Source organism: Sphingomonas sp. 67-41 (genome assembly GCF_001899725.1).
In the GTDB taxonomy this organism is placed as follows: domain Bacteria; phylum Pseudomonadota; class Alphaproteobacteria; order Sphingomonadales; family Sphingomonadaceae; genus Sphingomonas; species Sphingomonas leidyi.
Genome location: NZ_MKWJ01000031.1, coordinates 138,493 through 156,763, shown reverse-complemented (window position 1 = coordinate 156,763; position 18,271 = coordinate 138,493). Strand labels below are relative to the sequence as shown.

General features: G+C 68.7%; 18 protein-coding genes. 4 read left to right on the top strand and 14 right to left on the bottom strand.

Annotation, left to right across the window (positions count from 1 at the left end; genetic code table 11):
• Positions 1-19: 19 nt before the first annotated feature.
• The 5 genes from BGP17_RS21435 to BGP17_RS21415 form a co-directional block, all read right to left on the bottom strand.
• Positions 20-832, bottom strand: a complete 813-nt coding sequence (locus BGP17_RS21435; protein ID WP_167297919.1) for a transglutaminase family protein — start codon at positions 830-832, stop codon at positions 20-22.
• Positions 832-1,767 carry an alpha-E domain-containing protein gene (locus BGP17_RS21430; protein WP_208413480.1) on the bottom strand — a complete coding sequence of 312 codons (936 nt, stop codon included), beginning with the start codon at positions 1,765-1,767 and terminating at the stop codon, positions 832-834. Before BGP17_RS21430 ends, BGP17_RS21435 begins: the two co-directional genes overlap by 1 nt.
• 10 nt (positions 1,768-1,777) lie before the next feature.
• A complete protein-coding gene (locus BGP17_RS21425; RefSeq protein ID WP_167297917.1) occupies positions 1,778-3,214 on the bottom strand; it encodes a circularly permuted type 2 ATP-grasp protein in 1,437 nt (478 codons plus the stop codon).
• Positions 3,215-3,297: 83 nt separating this feature from the next.
• Complete coding sequence (locus BGP17_RS21420) at positions 3,298-3,912, bottom strand: redoxin domain-containing protein (protein WP_286713546.1); 615 nt, start codon at positions 3,910-3,912, stop codon at positions 3,298-3,300.
• A 14-nt stretch (positions 3,913-3,926) separates the two neighbouring features.
• Positions 3,927-5,948, bottom strand: a complete 2,022-nt coding sequence (locus tag BGP17_RS21415) for a protein-disulfide reductase DsbD family protein (protein WP_286713545.1) — start codon at positions 5,946-5,948, stop codon at positions 3,927-3,929.
• A 78-nt stretch (positions 5,949-6,026) separates the two neighbouring features.
• Here BGP17_RS21415 and BGP17_RS21410 point away from each other — a divergent pair, with 78 nt between their 5' ends.
• On the top strand, positions 6,027-7,682 hold the full coding sequence (locus BGP17_RS21410) for an alkaline phosphatase family protein (RefSeq protein ID WP_167297914.1): 1,656 nt from the start codon (positions 6,027-6,029) through the stop codon (positions 7,680-7,682).
• Positions 7,683-7,718: 36 nt separating this feature from the next.
• Here BGP17_RS21410 and BGP17_RS21405 read toward each other — a convergent pair whose 3' ends face one another.
• The 5 genes from BGP17_RS21405 to BGP17_RS21385 form a co-directional block, all read right to left on the bottom strand.
• A complete protein-coding gene (locus BGP17_RS21405) occupies positions 7,719-8,654 on the bottom strand; it encodes a NosD domain-containing protein (RefSeq protein WP_286713544.1) in 936 nt (311 codons plus the stop codon).
• A gap of 63 nt (positions 8,655-8,717) precedes the next feature.
• On the bottom strand, positions 8,718-9,593 hold the full coding sequence (gene mmsB, locus BGP17_RS21400) for a 3-hydroxyisobutyrate dehydrogenase (RefSeq protein ID WP_167297912.1): 876 nt from the start codon (positions 9,591-9,593) through the stop codon (positions 8,718-8,720).
• 38 nt (positions 9,594-9,631) lie between these two features.
• Positions 9,632-10,405 (bottom strand): enoyl-CoA hydratase, encoded by a 774-nt coding sequence (locus tag BGP17_RS21395; RefSeq protein ID WP_286713543.1) that lies wholly within the window; start codon positions 10,403-10,405, stop codon positions 9,632-9,634.
• Positions 10,402-10,758, bottom strand: coding sequence for a YunG family protein (locus BGP17_RS21390; RefSeq protein WP_286713542.1), 357 nt, complete (start codon positions 10,756-10,758; stop codon positions 10,402-10,404). The genes BGP17_RS21395 and BGP17_RS21390 overlap by 4 nt, the downstream gene beginning before the upstream one ends.
• Entirely contained in the window at positions 10,758-11,798 is a 1,041-nt protein-coding gene (locus BGP17_RS21385; protein ID WP_286713541.1) for an enoyl-CoA hydratase/isomerase family protein, read from the bottom strand. Before BGP17_RS21385 ends, BGP17_RS21390 begins: the two co-directional genes overlap by 1 nt.
• Positions 11,799-11,868: 70 nt before the next feature.
• Here BGP17_RS21385 and BGP17_RS21380 point away from each other — a divergent pair, with 70 nt between their 5' ends.
• A complete protein-coding gene (locus BGP17_RS21380; protein WP_167297908.1) occupies positions 11,869-12,075 on the top strand; it encodes a cold-shock protein in 207 nt (68 codons plus the stop codon).
• Between the two features lie 8 nt (positions 12,076-12,083).
• Here the strand turns inward: BGP17_RS21380 and BGP17_RS21375 are convergent, their stop codons facing one another.
• Together BGP17_RS21375 and BGP17_RS21370 are read right to left on the bottom strand one after the other, a co-directional pair.
• Positions 12,084-13,226 (bottom strand): acyl-CoA dehydrogenase family protein, encoded by a 1,143-nt coding sequence (locus tag BGP17_RS21375; protein ID WP_167297907.1) that lies wholly within the window; start codon positions 13,224-13,226, stop codon positions 12,084-12,086.
• 100 nt (positions 13,227-13,326) lie between these two features.
• Complete coding sequence (locus BGP17_RS21370) at positions 13,327-14,325, bottom strand: polysaccharide deacetylase family protein (protein WP_167297906.1); 999 nt, start codon at positions 14,323-14,325, stop codon at positions 13,327-13,329.
• A gap of 83 nt (positions 14,326-14,408) precedes the next feature.
• Between BGP17_RS21370 and BGP17_RS21365 the strand changes: the two genes are divergently transcribed.
• Together BGP17_RS21365 and BGP17_RS21360 are read left to right on the top strand one after the other, a co-directional pair.
• Entirely contained in the window at positions 14,409-15,449 is a 1,041-nt protein-coding gene (locus BGP17_RS21365) for an AraC family transcriptional regulator (protein WP_286713540.1), read from the top strand.
• Positions 15,450-15,542: 93 nt separating this feature from the next.
• Positions 15,543-16,337: a sterol desaturase family protein gene (locus tag BGP17_RS21360; RefSeq protein WP_286713538.1), complete on the top strand. Its 795-nt coding sequence runs from the start codon at positions 15,543-15,545 to the stop codon at positions 16,335-16,337.
• Here BGP17_RS21360 and BGP17_RS21355 read toward each other — a convergent pair.
• On the bottom strand, positions 16,334-16,756 hold the full coding sequence (locus tag BGP17_RS21355) for a hypothetical protein (RefSeq protein ID WP_286713536.1): 423 nt from the start codon (positions 16,754-16,756) through the stop codon (positions 16,334-16,336). The genes BGP17_RS21360 and BGP17_RS21355 overlap by 4 nt on opposite strands.
• A 4-nt stretch (positions 16,757-16,760) precedes the next feature.
• Positions 16,761-18,257, bottom strand: a complete 1,497-nt coding sequence (locus tag BGP17_RS21350) for a CoA-acylating methylmalonate-semialdehyde dehydrogenase (RefSeq protein WP_167297902.1) — start codon at positions 18,255-18,257, stop codon at positions 16,761-16,763.
• Positions 18,258-18,271: the final 14 nt, after the last annotated feature.

The window sequence follows — 18,271 nt, the reverse complement described above, 5'->3', positions numbered from 1 at the left end:
CAGGTTGCGAGGGAAGATCCTATTCCTCGCCCCCCAGCCGATCGACGTGCAGGTCCACGGCCAGTTGCTCCTGCCCATGCCCGATCCGCATGCCGCCCGTCGCCGCGGCGCCGCTCGCATCGAGCCCGATCGCAACGCGGACATAGCTCTCGTCGGGGCTGAGCCCGGTCGAGGGGTCGAAGCCCACCCAGCCCAGGCCCTCGACATGCGCTTCCGCCCAGGCGTGCGGAGCGGAGCGGGCGGCATCCTCGGCACGATAGCCGGAGGCATAGCGCGCCGGCACCATCAGCCCGCGGGCTCCCGCGATGAACATCTGGGCGACGTCGCGCGAGCTGACCTTACCGCCCGTCTCGAATGCCCTTGATGCCGTGCAGCCGGCATCGGGCAGGTCGGGCACGCAGGGGAAACGCCGGTGGAGCGCGGCGTTGAAGGCGTGCAGCCGCTCGAGCGTGTCGTCGGCGGTGCCGGCGCTGTCCGCGGCGAAGACGAACAGCGCGTCGCTCGCCTCGGTGCGCGCGGTGCCGCGCAGGTAGAAGAGCGGCGGCAGCGGCTCGAGGGCGCCGCGCACCACGCCGCTCGCCTCGCTGGTGAGCACTTCGCCCGTCACCGTGATGTCGAGCGCCTCGATCGGGCCCTCGGCATAGAGCATCGTCACCATGTTGCCGAAGCCGTCGCCCGTATCGCGAAGGCGCGCGTCGCGATCCACGCCGACCAGCCAGCTCACCACCGTCTGGTCCTGCGTGTCGCACGGGGTAAGGCGCAGCATCTGGACGATGCGCGCCTGGGGTTCGCTGAAGCGATAGGTAGTGCGGTGCTCGATCGCGATCCGCATCAGATGAACCTGAACTGCCGGGCGATCGCGCCATCGAGCAGTGCATTCTCGCGGACGAACGCCTCGAGATGCTCGTGCAGGCCGGAGACGATCGCGTCATGGGTCCTGGTCTTCTGCATCCGGGCTAGGCGGGCGCGGGCCATGCGGTCCGCCTCGCCCTGGAGCCCGGTGCGCTTGGCGAGCGCGTTGAGCAGCGCGACCACTTCCTCGACACAGGCGGCCAGGCTGCGCGGCAGCTCGGCGCGACTGATCAGCAGGTCGATCACATTGGCCGGCTGGAGCCCGTCATCGTAGAGCCAGCGATAGGCGTTCACCGCCGAGACGGTCTGCAGGATCGTGTTCCACTGGTCGCGATCGACCACGCCGCCGATCCGCTCGTCCTGGGGCAGGAGCAGATGGTATTTGACGTCGACCAGCCGCGCGGTGTTGTCCGCCCGCTCGATCGCCGCGCCGAGCTGGATGAGCAAGGTCGCCTCGTTGCGCATCATCCGGTGGATCGCGCCTTCGAAGCCGCGCGTTTCGCCCTTCACCTGCTCGAGCAGGTTGAGCGTCGCGGTGGCGCCGCCGATGGTCTGGCGGTTCTGGAAGAGCAGCCAGGCGCGGTTGATCGCTGTCCAGGCCTCGCGGGTGAGCGCGGTGCGCACGGCGCGGGCATTGTTGCGCGCCATCTCCAGGCAGCGGACGATCGAGCCGGGATGGCCGTCGTCGAGCGCGAGGAAGCGCGCGACATGGGCCTGGGTCGGCTCCTGCCCGGTCGCGGCAAAGGCCTGGTCGGTATAGGTGACGGCGAGCGCGCTCTGCCATGCCGCGTCGCCGGCGGGACGAGCGGAGAGCGCGTCGAGGCGGATGGTAGCCTCGACCAGCCGGGCAATGAAATCCGCCCGCTCGAGATAGCGGCCGAGCCAGTAGAGCGCCGCCGCGGTGCGGGAGAGCATCAGCATCGGCTCATGCCCCGTCGTCCAGCAGCACGAAGCTATCCTTGGTGCCGCCGCCCTGGCTGGAGTTCACCACCAGCGAGCCTTCGCGCAGCGCCACCCGGGTGAGCCCGCCCGGCGCGACGCGCACGCCGTCGCTACCGGTCAGCACGAAGGGACGGAAATCGACATGGCGCGGCGCCAGGCCTTGCTCGGCCAGCGTGGGCACGGTGGACAGCGCCAGCGTGGGCTGGGCGATGTAGCGATGCGGCTCGGCGACCAGCGCGGCGCGGAAGGCCGCGATCTCGGCCCGCGTCGCAGTGGGGCCGACAAGCATGCCATAGCCGCCCGATCCGTCGACCAGCTTCACCACCAGCTCCGGCAGATTGGCAAGCACATAGTTCAGCGCGTCGGGCTCGCGGCAGCGCCAGGTCTCGACGTTCGGCAGCCTGGCCTCGCCGCCCGAATAGAAGCGGACGATCTCGGGCATGTAGCTGTAGATCGCCTTGTCGTCGGCGATGCCGTTGCCCGGCGCGTTGAGGATCGCGACATTGCCGGCGCGATATGCCGCCATGATACCCGGCACGCCGAGCATCGAATCCGGGCGGAAGACCAGCGGATCGAGGAAATCGTCGTCGATACGGCGATAGATGACGTCGACCTTCACCCGCCCCGCGATCGTCTGCATCCAGACGACATCGTCGTCCACCACCAGGTCCGCCGCCTCGACCAGCTCGACGCCCATCGAATCCGCGAGGAAGCTGTGCTCGTAATAGGCCGAATTGAAATGGCCCGGCGTGAGTACGACGCAGACCGGCCGGGGGTTGCCGCCCGGCGCGACCGACTGCATCGTCTTCAGCAGCATGTCGGGATAGCTGTCCACCGGCGCCACGCGAAAGTCGCGGAACAGCTCGGGGCAGAGGCGGATCATCGCCTCGCGATTCTCGAGCATGTACGATACGCCGGAGGGCGTGCGGGCGTTGTCCTCGAGCACGTAGAACTGATCCGGCCCGGTGCGCACCAGGTCGATGCCGCAGATATGCGCCCATACGCCGTGCGGCGGGCGGACGCCGTCGACCTCGGCACGGAACTGCGCGTTGAGATAGATCAGCTCCGGCGGGATCACGCCTTCGCGCAGGATCCGGCGCGCGCCATAGATATCCTCCAGGAAGGCGTTGATCGCCTCGACGCGCTGGACCAGCCCTTCCGAGAGCCGCGCCCATTCGCCGGCCAGGAACACGCGCGGCACGATGTCGAACGGAATGATCCGCTCCGCCGCGTCGCTGTCGCCATAGACGGCAAAGGTGATGCCCAGCTGGCGGAACGCGGCTTCGGCGGATTGCTGGCGGCGCTGCAGCTCGGCGGCATCGGTTTCGGCCAGCCACCTCGAAAGCGCGGCGAACTCGGCGCGCGGACTGTCAGGCCCGCCATGCCCCCAGATTTCGTCGAACGCCCCGCGTGCCGCCATGCGCCTCCCATGTGCCGGTAATGCCGACGGATCGCATGCTGCAACGCTTTGTTGCGTCGCACAAGGGGGCAGACGTCATGCCGTCAGCCGGCGTATTTCACGCTGCAGCCATAGGGTCGCGTCTCGGGTACCGATACCGGCTTGCCCGCGCGCATCTCGGCCAGCGCCGCCAGCACATGGTTGCGTGCCCCCGCGATGTCCGCCGCGTCGGCCGTCGGCCTGTCGTCGATCCCGCCCTTATAGGCGAGCCGGCCCTGGCCATCGATGATATACAAATGCGGCGTCGTCTTGGCGCCATAGCCCTTGCCGACCAGCCCCTTGGGATCGAGCAGATAGGCAGTGGGCTTCGCCTTCTCCGCGGCGACGAACTTCTGCGCCTCGGCCCCGGTCATGTGCCCCTGCAGGCCCGGCGCACCCGAATTGATGGTCAGCCACACTACGCCCTGCGCGGTCGCCGCCGCCTGGGTCCTCTGCATGTTGCCGCTGCCATAATGCTTCTTCACGAAGGGGCAGCCGGGGTTGTTCCATTCGAGCACCACGGTCCTGCCGCGATAGGCCGAGAGGTCGACCACCTTGCCGTGCATGTCGAGGGCGCGGAAATTGGGGACGGCGGCGGCGACATCGGGCTCGGCCATGAGCGGCGCGGCAGCGACACCCGCCGCGACGATGGCGGCACCGACCAGCATGCGATGAATCATCTTCGCTCTCCTTCTCAGCCCTTGCTTGCCAGGTCGACCAGCATGGCCTGGGTCAATATCTGGGGCAGGACCCGCGGCTCGGCCTCGCCCGGCTTGTACCACAGATAGAGCGGCACGCCCGCGCGGTTATGCCGTTCGATGAAGCGGCCGAGCGCGGGATCGCCATCGGTCCAGTCGCCGACCAGCACCGTCACCTTGTGATCGGCCAGCGCCCTGGCGACGGCATCCGTCTCGATCACGGCCTTCTCGTTGACCTTGCAGGTGAGGCACCAGTCGGCAGTGAAATAGGCGAAGACCGGCTTGCCCTGCGCGGTCAGCTCGGCGAGGCGGGCCTCGCTGAACTTCTCGGCGCCCGGCACGACGGCCCCGGTCCCGGCGGGCGCGGCGCTGACCAGCGCGGTCGCGGCGAGGGCGAGGGCCAGGAGCGGCACGGCCGGCAGCCAGGCGCGCGCCTTGCCGCGGCGCTGGCGCAGGCCCGCCCACCATAGGCCCAGCGTCGCGAGCAAGGCAGCGGCAAGGCCGATCGTCATGCCGGCCACCCCGGCCTGCCGCCCCAGCACCCAGGCGAGGGCGAGGGCCGTCAGGAACATCGGCACCGAGAGGATGCGGCGCAGCGTCTCCATCCAGGCACCCGGCCGGGGCAGCAGCCGGCGGAAAGCGGGCACGAAGCCGAGCAGCAGGAAGGGCAGCGCGATGCCGAGCCCGAGGCCGCCGAACACCGCCAGCGCCGCCGGCCAGGGCAGCACCAGCGCCGCGCCCAGCGCCGCGCCCATGAACGGGCCGGTGCACGGCGTCGCGACGAAGGCGGCGAGCGCGCCGGTCATGAAGGCACCGCCGGTTCCCCTGGCGGTTGCGCGGTTGACGAAGCCGGGGGCGGAAAGCTCGAACAGCCCGGCCAGGTTGAAGGCGATGCCGGCGACCAGGAGGAGGAGCACCAGGATGACGCGCGGATCCTGCAGCTGGAAGGCCCAGCCCAGCGTCGCGCCGCCCGCCCGCAGCGCCAGCAAACTGCCGCCCAGCGCCAGGCAGACCAGCACCACGCCCGCGGTATAGGCCAGCGCCTCGGCGCGCGGGTCGCCGCCCTCGGCATTGGCCTTGGCCAGGCTCAGCGCCTTGAGGCTGAGGATCGGGAAGACGCAGGGCATGATGTTGAGGATCAGCCCGCCCAGCACCGCGCCGAGAAAGGCGAACAGCGCGCCGCTCCACGGCATCTGTGCGGGGGCAGCCTTCGCCGCCGGAACGGCACCGGGCACCGCGCGCACCCAGAAGCCCTGCTTGCCGAACGCCAGCAGCCCCTCGATCGGCCCCACCGACTTCACGCCCGCCGTCTCGACCACCACCCGGTCGCCGTCGCGCGCCACCTTCTGGGGCGCGGCATAATCGAATGCGCCGTGCGTGGCGGGGAAGAAATATCCCTCGCCCTGCGCCGTCGCAGCGGCCGGGAACGGAATGGCGAGGCGCAGCGCCTTGCCATCGACCTGGTAGATCCCCTCCGCGCCGAGCGGCCTGGGCAGCGCTGCGCGCCAGACGTCGAACTGCGCGCGAATGCTGGAAACCACGCTGCCGTCGCCGATCTGGAGCGTCGTCGACAGGTCCGCCTTGCCGGGCACGCAGATCGCGTCGGTGCAAACCAGGTAGTTCAGCTTTACCCGCACCGGAAAGGCACCCGTGGCATCGGCCGGGATCCTGAGCGTCACCAGCGGCGCGAACGGGCCTTCATAGACATAGTTCATCAGCCCGGCGATCGTCAGCCGCTCGGGAACCGGATAGCGAATCTCGCCGGTGCTCGCTCCCTTGGGCAGGATCCATTCGGCGCGCGCCGGCAGGCCCGCATCGCCGGGATTGAGCCAATAGGCGTGCCAGCCCTTCTCGGGCACCGAGGCAAGCGCGAGCGTCACCTCGCTGCCGGGCGCGGGCCGATCGCTCTCCGCGACCAGCGTGATCTTCACATGCTCCTCGCCCGGCGCCTGGGCCAGGGCCACGCCGGCAAACAACCAGAGCAACAACGCCATCAATCCGAAACGAACCGCCGCCATGGAGCGTCCTTGCCGTGGAAGAGCTGTTGGCCCAATAGCAGCCCGGCAGGATTTGCACACGCCGGAGGTGGCCAAAGCATGAAGTCGTTCCGTCCGCTCGCAGCAGCAGCCGCGCTGCTCGCCGCAGCCCCGCTCGCCGCCCAGGAAGCCGCGCCGGCGCGGAATGTCCCGTCCCAGGCCCCGCGCGCCGCGCCGTCGCTGGTGGTGGTGATCTCGGTCGACCAGTTCTCGGCCGATCTGTTCGCGGAATATCGCGCCCAGTTCAGTGCCGGCTTCGCACGGCTGATGTCGGGCGCGGTCTTCCCCTCGGGCTATCAGAGCCATGCCGCGACCGAGACCTGCCCGGGCCATTCGACGATCCTGACCGGCGACCATCCGTCGAAGACCGGGATCATCGCCAATGACTGGACCGATTTCAGCGCGCCGCGCGCCGACAAGACGGTCTATTGCGCCGAGGACGAGAGCGTGCCCGGCAGCACCTCCAACAACTACACCGTCTCGGACAAGCATCTGAAGGTGCCGACGCTGGGCGAGTGGATGAAGCTTGCCGATCCGCAGAGCCGCGTCGTCTCGGTGGCGGGCAAGGACCGTGCCGCCGTGATGATGGGCGGGCACAAGACCGACGAGATCTGGTGGTGGAACGGCAAGGCGTTCGTCTCCTATGCCGGCCGCGCCGAGCCGGCGATGGTCACGCGGATGAATGCCAACGTGACCAAGCGCATCGCCGAGGCGCAGGAGCCGCTCGACCTGCCGCCCTTCTGCCAGGCGCGCAGCCGCGCCTTCCAGCTCAACCCGAACCGCAGCGTCGGCGACGGCCGCTTCGCCCGCGCCGCGGGCAACAGCACCGCCTTCCGCGCCTCGCCCGAATTCGACGAGGCGATCGTGGCGACTGCCGCGGGGCTCGCCACCGACATGAAGCTCGGCCAGTCGGGCCATACCGACCTGCTCATCGTCGGTGCCTCCGCCACCGACTATGTCGGCCACACCCTGGGCACCGAAGGCAGCGAGATGTGCCTGCAGCTGCTCTCGCTCGACCAGACGCTGGGCAAGCTGTTCGCCGTGCTCGACAAGACCGGCGTCGACTATGCCGTGGTGCTCACCGCCGATCATGGCGGCCATGACATGCCCGAGCGCAACCGCGAGCATGCCGCGCCGATGGCGGCGCGCGTCGCCAGGGGGCTCGACGCCAAGACGATGGGCAAGGAGATCGGCGCGGCGCTCGGCATCGCCGGCCCGGTGCTGGTGGGCGGCAATTCGGGCGACGTCTATCTCGCGCCCGACCTGAGCAAGGCCGACCGCGCCCGCGTGCAGGCCGAGGCGATCAAGCGCTGGTCGGCCAATCCCCAGGTCGAGGCGGTGTTCACCCGCGCCCAGATCGCGGCGACGCCGATCGTCCACACCCCGCCCGAGACCTGGACCCTGCTCGAGCGCGCCCGCGCTTCCTATGATCCGCAGCGCTCGGGCGATCTGGTGATCGCGCTCAAGCCGCGCGTCACGCCGATCGCCGGCACCGAGGGCGGCTCGATCGCCACCCATGGCAGCTTCTGGGACTATGACCGCCGCGTGCCGATCCTGTTCTGGCGCAAGGGCATGACCGGCTTCGAGCAGCCGCTTTCGGTGGAGACGGTGGACATCGCGCCGACGCTTGCCGCGCTCATCCATGTGCCGGTGCCGGTGGAGATCGACGGGCGCTGCCTCGATCTGGATGCCGGCGCGGGCGATACGTGCAAATGAAGTGACTTCTCCCTCTTCCCTCGAGGGGAGAGGGCGTTACCGCCGCCGCTCGAAGATGCGGATGCCGGGGCCGAGATCGTTCTGGCCGAGCGTGCCGAGCTGGCCGGTGAAGTCTGCGACGAAGGCGGGATTGCCCGGCGCGCCGGGCGCCATGGTGGCGGTGTTGCCTTCGATGCGCAGGCCGGTGCTCGGATAGGTGCGCCCCTCCGCCGCGACCACGATCAGGGCCGAGCTGTTCTCCTTGCGCGGTCCCTGGACGAAGGTGTTGCCGGCGATCAGGCCGGTGCCGCCCTCGGACAGGTCGATCATGTAGTTGGTCTTGTTGCCCCGGCTGTCGTCGAAGCTGTTGCCGGTGATCGTCACCCGGCGGGCGCGCAGCTTGACGTAATGGCCGCCGGTGCCGCGTTCGAAGCGCGAATTGGTGACGACCACGTCGCCGTCCACCGCGAGATAGATCGCATGGCTGCAATTCTCGGTCTCGCACTGGCCGAGGCCGGCGAAGGTCGTGTGATCGATGGCGATGCGGCGCACCGTCTCGTGGCCGCCGCCCAATATGCCTTCCTGGCTGTCGAGGAACATCGAATTGGTGACGGTGAGGTCGCCCATCTCGATGCGGATGCCGGCGCCATTGCCATCGGGCACCGAAAAGCCGCGAAAGACGATGCCGTCCACCGCCGAGCCGCGGCCGCGCAGCACGAAGGCGGCCTTTTCCTCGCAGGTCTGGCTCTCGAAGATCGCGGTGCCGGGCTGGACTGCCTTGAAGGTGATCCTGCCCCCGGTCTGGACCGTGCATTCGCGATAGGTGCCCGGCGCGATCAGGATCGTCGCGGTACCGTCGCGCACGGCGCTCACCGCATCGTCCAGATGCGCGAAGCCCTGGCCGGTCTCGGCGACGACGAAGGGCGCGCGCTGCTGCTGGGCGGCGGCGGGCGCGGCGATCAGGGCAATGGCCGAGAGGATGGGCAGGCGCATGACGGGCTTATGCGCGGGCGGGTGTTAAAATTCCTCCCCCAGCAAGCCGAGGGAGGAATTCGATTACCGCAAAGTCTTGATGATCCCCGAGAAATCGAGCCCGGCGCCGGCGCCGTCGACGAATGCCTGGTAGAGTTCCTCCGCGCGCGTGCCCATCGGCACGTCGGCGCCGACGCTCGCCGCCGCTTCCAGCGCCAGCTTCAGGTCCTTCAGCATCAGCGGCGCCGCGAAGCCGCCCTGATAGTCGCGGTCGGCCGGGCTTTCGGGGCCGACGCCGGGGACCGGGCAATAGCTCGTCATCGACCAGCTCTGGCCCGAGCTGACCGAGGCGATGTCGTAGAAGCGCTGCGCGTCGAGCCCCAGCTTCTCGGCCAGGGCGAACGCCTCGCACGTGGCGATCATCGTCGCGCCCAGGATCATGTTGTTGCAGATCTTCGCTCCCTGCCCCGCCCCGCTGGCGCCGGCATGGATCACGGCCTTGCCCATGTCCGCCAGGAACGGCTCCGCCCGGCCGAACGCCTGCTCGGTGCCGCCGACCATGAAGGTGAGCGTGCCGGCATTGGCCGCGGCGATGCCGCCCGAGACCGGCGCGTCGACCGCCATCAGCCCGCGTTCGGTCGCCGCCTGCACCATGCGGCGGGCAGTGTCGACGTCGATCGTCGAGCAATCGATCAGGATCGCGCCGGGCGAGGCGTTGTCGAGCAGCGTGTCGGCATAGACGGCCTCCACGTGCCTGCCGGCCGGCAGCATGGTGATCACCGCCTCGGCGCCCGCGATCGCCTCGGCGGCGCTGGCGGCGGGCAGGCAGCCCGCGGCCTTGGCGCGATCGAGCGCGTCCTGCGAGAGATCGAAGGCGCGGACGTCATGCCCCGCCTTGGCCAGGTTCGCCGCCATGCCGCCGCCCATATGGCCCAGGCCGATAAATGCTACGCGTGCCACTTCTCTTCATCCTCTCTCTTGTCGTCATCGAGTGACGCTTACTTCCCGGTCCAGTTCCCCGGGCGCTTCTCGACGAACGCCGTCATGCCTTCCTTCTGGTCGGCGGTGCCGAACAGCGCGTGGAACAGCCGGCGCTCGAACTGCACGCCTTGGGCGAGCGTGGTCTCATAGGCGGCGTTGACCATCTCCTTGTTGGCCAGCACCGCCAGCGGTGCCATCGCGGCAATCGCTTGTGCGGTCCTCACCGCTTCCTCGACCAGCTCGGCGGCCGGCAGGATGCGACTGGCCAACCCGGCGCGCTCGGCTTCCTGGGCGTCCATCATCCGGCCGGTGAGGCACATCTCCATCGCCTTGGCCTTGCCGACGGCGCGGGTAAGCCGCTGCGAGCCGCCCATCCCGGGCGAGACGGCGAGCTTGATCTCGGGCTGGCCGAACCTGGCGCTGTCGGCCGCCAGGATGAAGTCGCACATCATCGCCAGCTCGCAGCCGCCGCCCAGCGCATAGCCCGCGACCGCGGCGATGATCGGCTTGCGGGTGCGCGTGAACGCGTCCCAGCCGGCGAAGAAGTCATGGCCGTACATGTCGGCAAAGCCCTGGGCCTGCATCTCCTTGATGTCCGCGCCCGCCGCAAAGGCCTTCTCGCTGCCGGTGATCACCGCGCAACCCTGCGACGGATCGGCGTCGAACGCCTTCATCGCATCGAGCAGCTCGGACAGGACCTGGCTGTTGAGCGCATTCAGCGCCTGGGGGCGGTTCAGCGTGACCAGCGTGGCGGCGCCGCGCTGTTCGACGAGGATGGTTTCGTAGTTCATTCAGGCCTCCTGGGCACGCGTTCGAGATTGGCGAGCAAGGCCGCGAGCTGCACGGGCGTGGCGTGCTCATGGGCTTCCTCGGTGGAGCTGAGGGTGTTGTCATAGGGGATCGGCTCGTCGAACTGGTCGGTCGCGAGGTCCCAATAGCGTCCGTCGATCCGGTTGTAGAAATGGGTGCCGCCCTTGGTGGCGGTCTTCATGATGTCCCCACCGAAAAAATGCTGGGTGGTGAGCGCGGTCACCGCGCACTGGTTGCGGCACGGATCGGCCGGATCGAAGGCGCTCGAAATCGTCTCCGGGCCCCAGCCATGCTTGACGGCATGATAGAGATCGATGGGGGTGGCGTAGCGCATCAGGGCTCCCATTGTTGATCGGCCGGCAGCGGCGCGAAGATGGCGTCGACCGCCGCGTCGTTCACCGCTTCGGGCGTGGCCGGGTTCCACGCCGGCGCGTTGTCCTTGTCGACGATCAGCGCACGGACGCCCTCGATGAAGTCGTGGCTCTGCGCGACGCGGCTGCCGATCGCATATTCCTGCGCCATCTCCTCGGCGAAGCTGGTCCGGGCGCGGCCCTCGCGAACGAGGCGGAGCGAGACCTTCATCGACTGGGGCGACTTGGCGCGCAGCGTGGCACGCTGGGCGGCGGCCCATTCGCCGCCATCGGCGTCGAGCGCGATGAGCACGCCCTCGACCGTGTCGGCAGCGAAGAGGCGGTCGATATCGGCGCGGTGCGCGGCGATGCGCGGTTCGGACGCGGGCGCCGACAGCTCGGCGAGGATCGTCTCCACCGCCGCGGGATCGGCGGCGATGCGCGCCTTGGCCTCGTCGAGCGCCTCGGCCGGCAGATAATGGGTGGCGAGGCCGAGCGCGAGGCATTCGGCGCCGTCGAGCCGGTGGCCGGTCAGCGCGAGATACTCGCCGATCTTCCCCGGCAGGCGCGAGAGATACCAGCCGCCGCCCACGTCCGGGAACAGGCCGATGCCGGTCTCCGGCATGGCGAACCTGGTGTTCTCCGTCGCCACCCTATAGCGCGCCGGCTGCGAAATGCCGACGCCGCCGCCCATGGTGATGCCGTCCATGAACGCCACGATCGGCTTCGCATAGGTGAACAGCGCATGGTTCAGCCGGTATTCGGTACGGAAGAAGTCGCGCGCCTGGCTGCCGTCGCCGGCGCCGCTCGTCGCGATCATGCGGATGTCGCCGCCGGCGCAGAACCCCCGGCCCTCGGCATGGTCGATCAGCACGATCTCGACCGCCGGATCGTCACGCCACGCCGCCAGCGCACCCAGCATCGCGGCGCACATGCCGGTGTCGAGCGCATGGATCGCCTTGGGCCGGTCGAGCCGGATGCGCCCGGCGCGGCCTTCGACCTGGAGGATGACGTCAGCGTTCATTTTCGTCCTTCATTCGATTGCCCGGCCGGCCGCGGCGCAATAGCCTCTCCAGATCATGGAAAGGCATGGCATGTTCGAAACCGGCAAGGTCAAGTGGTACAATGAATGCAAAGGGGTGGGCTTCATCACGCCCGACGCGGGCGGCGAGGACGTGCCGTTCCGCCTTCCCGCGATGCACGCGGCCGGGATCAAGACCGTCGCCGAGGGCCAGCGGCTCGCATTCGAAGCGCGCATCGGCAATCGCGGGCTGGAAGCCGTTGCGATCAAGCTGGCCTGACAGCGGCGTCACTGGCGGGTAAGCTCCCGGCCGACGATCATGCGCATCACCTGGTTGGTGCCCTCGAGGATCGAATGGACGCGCAGGTCGCGCCAGAAGCGCTCGATCGGATAGTCCATCAGATAGCCATAGCCGCCGTGCAGCTGAAGCGCGCGATCGACCACCGAGCTGCCGGTGTCGGTCGCCAGCCGCTTGGCCATGGCCGCGAACTTGGTCTTGTCTGGCGCGCCCGAGGTCACCTTGGCGGCGGCGAGATAGAGCAGCGCACGCGCCGCCTCCAGCTCGGTCGCCATGTCGGCCAGGACGAACTGGGTGTTCTGGAAATCGGCGATCGGCTTGCCGAACTGCTGGCGGTCCTTGGTGTAGTTCACCGCCTCGTCGAGGCAGCGCTGGGCGCCGCCGAGCGAACAGGCACCGATGTTGAGGCGGCCGCCATCGAGGCCCATCATGGCGAAACGAAAGCCCTCGCCTTCGCCCCCGATGCGATTCTCCACCGGCACGCGCACCGAATCGAACGTGACCTGGCGCGTAGGCTGCGAATGCCAGCCCAGCTTGCGCTCATTCGCGCCGAAGGAGACGCCAGGCATGTCCTTCTCGATCACCAGGCACGAAATGCCCTTGGGCCCCTCTTCGCCGGTGCGGACCATCGTGACGTAGATTTCGTTCTCCCCCGCGCCCGAGATGAACTGCTTCGAGCCGTTGACGACATAATGGTCGCCGTCCAGCACCGCCCGCGTCTTGAGCGCGGCGGCGTCCGAGCCCGAGCTCGGCTCGGTGAGGCAATAGGACGCGATCCGTTCCATCGTGATCAGCGAGGGCAGGTACTTGTCCTTCACCGTCTGGCTGCCGAACCGGTCGATCATCCAGCTCGCCATGTTGTGGATCGAGATGAATGCGCTGGTGGAGGGGCAACCATAGGCCATCGCCTCCATGATCAGCGCCGCCTCGAGCCGGCCCAGGCCGATGCCGCCGCTCTCCTCCGAGACGTAGATCGAGGCGAAGCCCAGCTCCGCCGCCGCCCGGATCGTGTCGCGCGGGAAGATGTGCTTCTCGTCCCACTCGGCCGCATGCGGGGTGATCGCATCGGCGGTGAATTTCCGCGCCATTTCCTGGATGGCACGCTGGTCGTCGGTGAGTTCGAACTGGGTCATGGCTGGGTCCTTGGGCCGGGAAAACGCGCCGGCGATGAGAAAGTCGACATCGGAACTCCCGTCCAGGGAGGGAAATGGGATGGCCTGCCCCGGCGCGGCGTCATTTCCCCGCCCCCACCTTCTCATGCAGCACGCGCTCGGCGAAGAGCGCATTGGCGATCTTCACGTCGTTGCGCTCGTACCAGCGGGGCTTGGCGAGCTTCTTCTCCCAGGCGAGCTGCTCGATCATCGTGCCCGCCGTCCATGCAACGTCCGGGCGCTCGCGGTGGATCGGGTCGGCATAGGCCTCGTCGGCGCCGATGATCTCCCAGCCGTCCTGGCGCAGCGCGTCGATCAGGTCGCCCAGGAACAGGCCCGCCATGTCGGTCTCGTGCAGCAGCAGGACGTGCGCGGGCGAGCGGCCGAGCGCGCGACGGGCCAGATCGTCGCCGAAATCGGCGGACTGGACGTGCGTCTCGACATAGAGGTCGCGCAGCGCCTCCATGTCGACGGTCTTGCCCGCCTTGCGCGCAGCGATGGCCTGGCCTTCCATGTTCCAGTCCGAGCCGTCGATCGTCGCATAGCCGTTCATCATCCCGCGCGCGGCCAGCCCGGCGCGGACGGCGTCGCGCTTCGCCTTGTCGGGCCCGCCCTCGTCCAGATAGGGGAAGCGCAGCCAGGGGCGATACGCCTTGCCCTGCGTCTTCAGATAGGCCTGGGCGCGATCGATATCGGCGAGGAAAGCCTCCGCCGCGACCTTGGACAGCTTGAGATGCGTATTGGTGTGGTTGCCGAGCACCCCGCCGGCCGCGACATAGGCGGCGATGCGCTTCGGCGCATCGATCCCGTCGCCGAAATGGACGATCCGGTTGGGATTGAGGAAGAAGACCGGCTGGGGGACGTGGCGCGAGCGAAAGGTCTCGACCAGGCGCGCGGTGCGCTCGTCGGGCGTGAGGAAGGCGCCGCGGCCGCGCGGCACGTCGTCGAAGCTGAGCGCGATGCGCTTGGCCGCCTGGGGCGGCGTCGACGCGATCACGCTGATCGTGCGCTTGCCCGGCACCACCATCGCCAGCGCGATGCAGGCGATCATCGCCTTGAGCACGAAGCGCAACCCGGTCATCGCCCCTTCCCCCTGGTTCCAGCCATCCCCGCCAATAGACGCTGGCGGAGGGCGGCGCCATAAGGCTGCGCATGGAGCGGCTGTTGCTTATCGATACGGCGATGCGGCTGATGGGAGTCGGCCAGCTGCTGCTGATGGCGCTGGTGGCGGCCCGCAGCGGCGCGCCTGCCCCGATCCGCCGGGCGACGATCGCGCTGCTGGTGTGCGTGGCGGCCTATCTCGCGATCGTCTCGCCCGCATTGCAGCTGTGGCGTTCCGCGGCCTGGCCGGTGATCCAGATCTTCTCGCTCAACGCCCCGCTGGCGCTGTGGGTGTTCGCCCATCTGATCTTCGAGCGGCCGATCGACAAGCGCCTGTTCGCCCTCGCCCTGGGCGTGACGCTGATCGACTGGATGCTCTTCACCCACGCGCTCTATGTGACACACCAGCGGCCGGTGGCGGCGGGCGCGGTGCAGCACGGCATCGCCTTCCTGCTCGCGGTGCACGCCATCGTCATCGCCATCGCCAATCGCGGCGACGACCTGCTCGAGAAGCGCCGCATGTTCCGGCTGGGCTTCGTGATCGTGGTGGGCGTGCAGACCCTGGGCATCGTGGTGGTGGAAAGCGTGTACGACCTGCTGCGTACCGACATCTGGCTGATGCTGCTCCAGTCGGGCACCGCGCTGATCGCGATCCTGGCATTCGGCGCCGCGATGCTCACGGCCAATGCCGAGCTGCTGTTCGACAAGGCCGCGCCGCCGCTCCCGCGCGCGCCGCTGTCGCCGGCCGAGCATGTGCTCAAGCAGAAGCTCGACGCGGCGATGGCCGCCCATGTCCACCGCGAGCCCGGGCTCGGCATCGGCGTGCTCGCCGGCAAGCTGGGCGTGCCCGAGCACCGGCTGCGCGCACTGATCAACCAGCGGCTGGGCTATCGCAACTTCTCGGATTTCCTCAATTCGCACCGCATCACCGATGCCAAGGCCTGGCTGGGCGACCCGGCCAGGGTGGACCTGCCGGTGCTCACCCTGGCGATGGACCTGGGCTATGGCAGCCTCGCCCCGTTCAACCGCGCCTTTCGCGACGCCACGGGCACCAGCCCCAGCGAATATCGGCGCGCCGCGATCCTCGATCCCGAAAAAGGCTGATCGATTCCGGAAATGCGCGGCATTTTCCGGGCGCGGCGCGACCGGCGCGGCGCCGCGGTCTAACAAGGCGGCATCCGCTTTCGAGGATGCGACATGCCACATTGGATCGTACCGCTCGCCGCGCACGGCGCACACAGCTTCGCCGTCGAACTGGCCCGCTATCTCGCCGCCGCCGGCGGGATGACCGCCATCCTCTGGGCCGGCGCGCGCTGGACCGCCGCCCGGCGCATCCAGAAGCGCGCGCCCGCCAAGGGGGATCGCGCCCGCGAGTTCGGCCATTCGATGCTGTCGGTCGGCATCTTCGCGCTGTGGAGCATCGTCACGCTGGCGATGAACCAGGCGGGAATCATCCATATGGGCTTCGCCCTGCCGGCCTGGTGGCAGGCAGCGCTGGAGTTCGTGGCCATCGTGGTCGTCCACGACGCCTATTTCTACTGGATGCACCGCGGGCTGCACACCAGGGCGATGTTCCGCCGCGCGCACCTGACCCATCACAAGTCGCGCACGCCGACGCCCTGGGCGGCGTACAGCTTCGCCCCGATCGAGGGCGTGCTGGAGGGCATGTTCCTGCCGCTCTTCCTGCTGTTCGTGCCGATGCACGCGGTCGTGGTGCTCGCCTTCCTGCTCCACCAGATCGGCCGCAACGTGCTGGGCCATTCGGGGCACGAGCTGATGCCGCCGGGCTTCACGCGCTTCCCCCTCACCGCCTGGCTGACCACGGCGACGCATCATGACCTGCACCATAGCGGCGGCGGACATAATTTCGGGCTCTACTTCACCTGGTGGGATCGCTGGATGGGTACCGAGCACCCGCGCTACCACGCCCATTTCGAAGCGGCGGCGGTGCCGTGGTTCGGAAGGGGCAAGACGAAGCGGTTGCAAGCCTAACCGCACGCCGGCGCTGGCCGCGACGCGAACCCCCATTGGACCGCGGCCGCAATCATGCCCAGAGATACTGCCCCCATCCACGCATAGCAGCCCGCAAAACGCTGAACGGGCTCGAGCGTACCCGCTTCGTTGACCATGATCGTACTGCGCATCGCTTCGCGGAGCAGGACGAACCCGAGGAACACCGCGCAAGCCAGGAATCGCTTGCTCCCGCGTATATGGGCCGGCAGCAGCAGCACCACGAGCACAAGGAGCAGCGGATTGGCAAGCCAGCTCAGTTCGCCGATCCCAATGCCCAGCCACCCCATTGCGAGCAAGATCCAGCCCGGCCCGCCTGCATCGAATACGGGCAGGAAGAGTGACGCCACCCAAAGTCCGCAGATCGCCGCAACGAGCGAGTATCGGATGCGTGCCGGCATCCGGTTACCCCATGGTCGGAATGACGAAGGCACTGTCGCCGCTCGCGCCGCCGTCGGGCCAGCGCTGGGTGATGGTCTTCACCTTGGTCCAGAATTTCACGCCTTCCATGCCGTGCTGGTTGGTGTCGCCGAACGCCGAGCGCTTCCAGCCGCCAAAGGTGTGATAGGCGACCGGCACCGGGATCGGCACGTTGATGCCGACCATGCCGACATTGACGCGCGCCGCGAACTCGCGCGCGGCATGGCCGTTGCGCGTGAAGATGGCGACGCCGTTGCCATATTGATGGTCGCTCGGCAGCTTGAGCGCGGTTTCGAAATCGGGCGCGCGGACGATCTGGAGGACCGGGCCGAAAATCTCTTCCTTGTACGCCTGCATGTCCGGCGTGACGCGGTCGAACAGGCTCGGCCCGATGAAGAAGCCCTGCTCATGGCCCTGGAGCTGGAAGCCGCGGCCGTCGACCACCAGCTCGGCGCCTTCGTCCACGCCGGTCTGGATCCAGTTCTCGACGCGCTGCTTGTGCGCGGCGTTGACGACCGGGCCGTAATGCGCCTCGGCATCGGTGGAGATGCCGACGCGCAGCGCCTCGATCGCCGGGATCAGCTTCGCGCGCAGGGCATCGGCGGTCTTGTCGCCCACCGGTACGACCACCGGCAGCGCCATGCAGCGCTCGCCCGCCGAGCCGAAGGCGGCGCCGGACAGATCCGCCACCACCTGGTCCAGATCGGCATCGGGCATGACGATGCCGTGATTCTTCGCGCCGCCCATCGCCTGGACGCGCTTCCCGGCTTCGACGCCGCGGCGATAGACATAGTGCGCGATGTCCGACGAGCCGACGAAGCTGACCGCCGCGATCGCCGGGTGGTCGAGGATGGCGTCGACCATTTCCTTGTCGCCGTGCACGACCTGGAGCACGCCCTCGGGCGCGCCCGCCTCGCGCATCAGCTCCGCAAGGCGCACCGGCACCGACGGATCGCGCTCGCTGGGCTTTAGGATGAAGGCATTGCCGCAGGCGATGGCGACGCCGAACATCCACATCGGGATCATCGCCGGGAAGTTGAACGGCGTGATGCCGGCGCCGATGCCGAGCGGCTGGCGCATGCTGTACACGTCGATGCCGGGGCCCGCGCCCTGGGTGTATTCGCCCTTGAGCACATGCGGGATGCCGCAGGCGAATTCGATCACTTCCAGGCCGCGCTGGATGTCGCCCTTGGCATCGGCGATCACCTTGCCATGCTCGGAGCTGAGCAGGTGCGCCAGCTCCTCCATGTTCTTCTCGACCAGCGCCTTGAAGGCGAACATCACGCGGGCGCGGCGCTGCGGGTTGGTCGCGGCCCAGCCGGGCTGGGCGGCGAGCGCGGCGGCGACGGCCTTGTCGAGATCGGCCTGGGTGCCGAGCTGGACCCGGGCCTGGACCTGGCCGGTGTTCGGGTCGAACACATCGCCCGTACGGGCGCCCGCGCCGCCATCATGGCCGACAATGACATGGTCGATGTTACGCATTTCGCTCTCCTGCG

Coding starts and splice junctions, on each gene's coding strand:
- BGP17_RS21435 (WP_167297919.1), bottom strand. CDS start 832: ATGCGGATCGCGATCGAGCACCGCACTACCTATCGCTTCAGCGAACCC.
- BGP17_RS21430 (WP_208413480.1), bottom strand. CDS start 1,767: ATGCTCTCCCGCACCGCGGCGGCGCTCTACTGGCTCGGCCGCTATCTC.
- BGP17_RS21425 (WP_167297917.1), bottom strand. CDS start 3,214: ATGGCGGCACGCGGGGCGTTCGACGAAATCTGGGGGCATGGCGGGCCT.
- BGP17_RS21420 (WP_286713546.1), bottom strand. CDS start 3,912: ATGATTCATCGCATGCTGGTCGGTGCCGCCATCGTCGCGGCGGGTGTC.
- BGP17_RS21415 (WP_286713545.1), bottom strand. CDS start 5,948: ATGGCGGCGGTTCGTTTCGGATTGATGGCGTTGTTGCTCTGGTTGTTT.
- BGP17_RS21410 (WP_167297914.1), top strand. CDS start 6,027: ATGAAGTCGTTCCGTCCGCTCGCAGCAGCAGCCGCGCTGCTCGCCGCA.
- BGP17_RS21405 (WP_286713544.1), bottom strand. CDS start 8,654: ATGCGCCTGCCCATCCTCTCGGCCATTGCCCTGATCGCCGCGCCCGCC.
- BGP17_RS21395 (WP_286713543.1), bottom strand. CDS start 10,405: ATGAACTACGAAACCATCCTCGTCGAACAGCGCGGCGCCGCCACGCTG.
- BGP17_RS21390 (WP_286713542.1), bottom strand. CDS start 10,758: ATGCGCTACGCCACCCCCATCGATCTCTATCATGCCGTCAAGCATGGC.
- BGP17_RS21385 (WP_286713541.1), bottom strand. CDS start 11,798: ATGAACGCTGACGTCATCCTCCAGGTCGAAGGCCGCGCCGGGCGCATC.
- BGP17_RS21380 (WP_167297908.1), top strand. CDS start 11,869: ATGTTCGAAACCGGCAAGGTCAAGTGGTACAATGAATGCAAAGGGGTG.
- BGP17_RS21375 (WP_167297907.1), bottom strand. CDS start 13,226: ATGACCCAGTTCGAACTCACCGACGACCAGCGTGCCATCCAGGAAATG.
- BGP17_RS21370 (WP_167297906.1), bottom strand. CDS start 14,325: ATGACCGGGTTGCGCTTCGTGCTCAAGGCGATGATCGCCTGCATCGCG.
- BGP17_RS21360 (WP_286713538.1), top strand. CDS start 15,543: ATGCCACATTGGATCGTACCGCTCGCCGCGCACGGCGCACACAGCTTC.
- BGP17_RS21355 (WP_286713536.1), bottom strand. CDS start 16,756: ATGCCGGCACGCATCCGATACTCGCTCGTTGCGGCGATCTGCGGACTT.
- BGP17_RS21350 (WP_167297902.1), bottom strand. CDS start 18,257: ATGCGTAACATCGACCATGTCATTGTCGGCCATGATGGCGGCGCGGGC.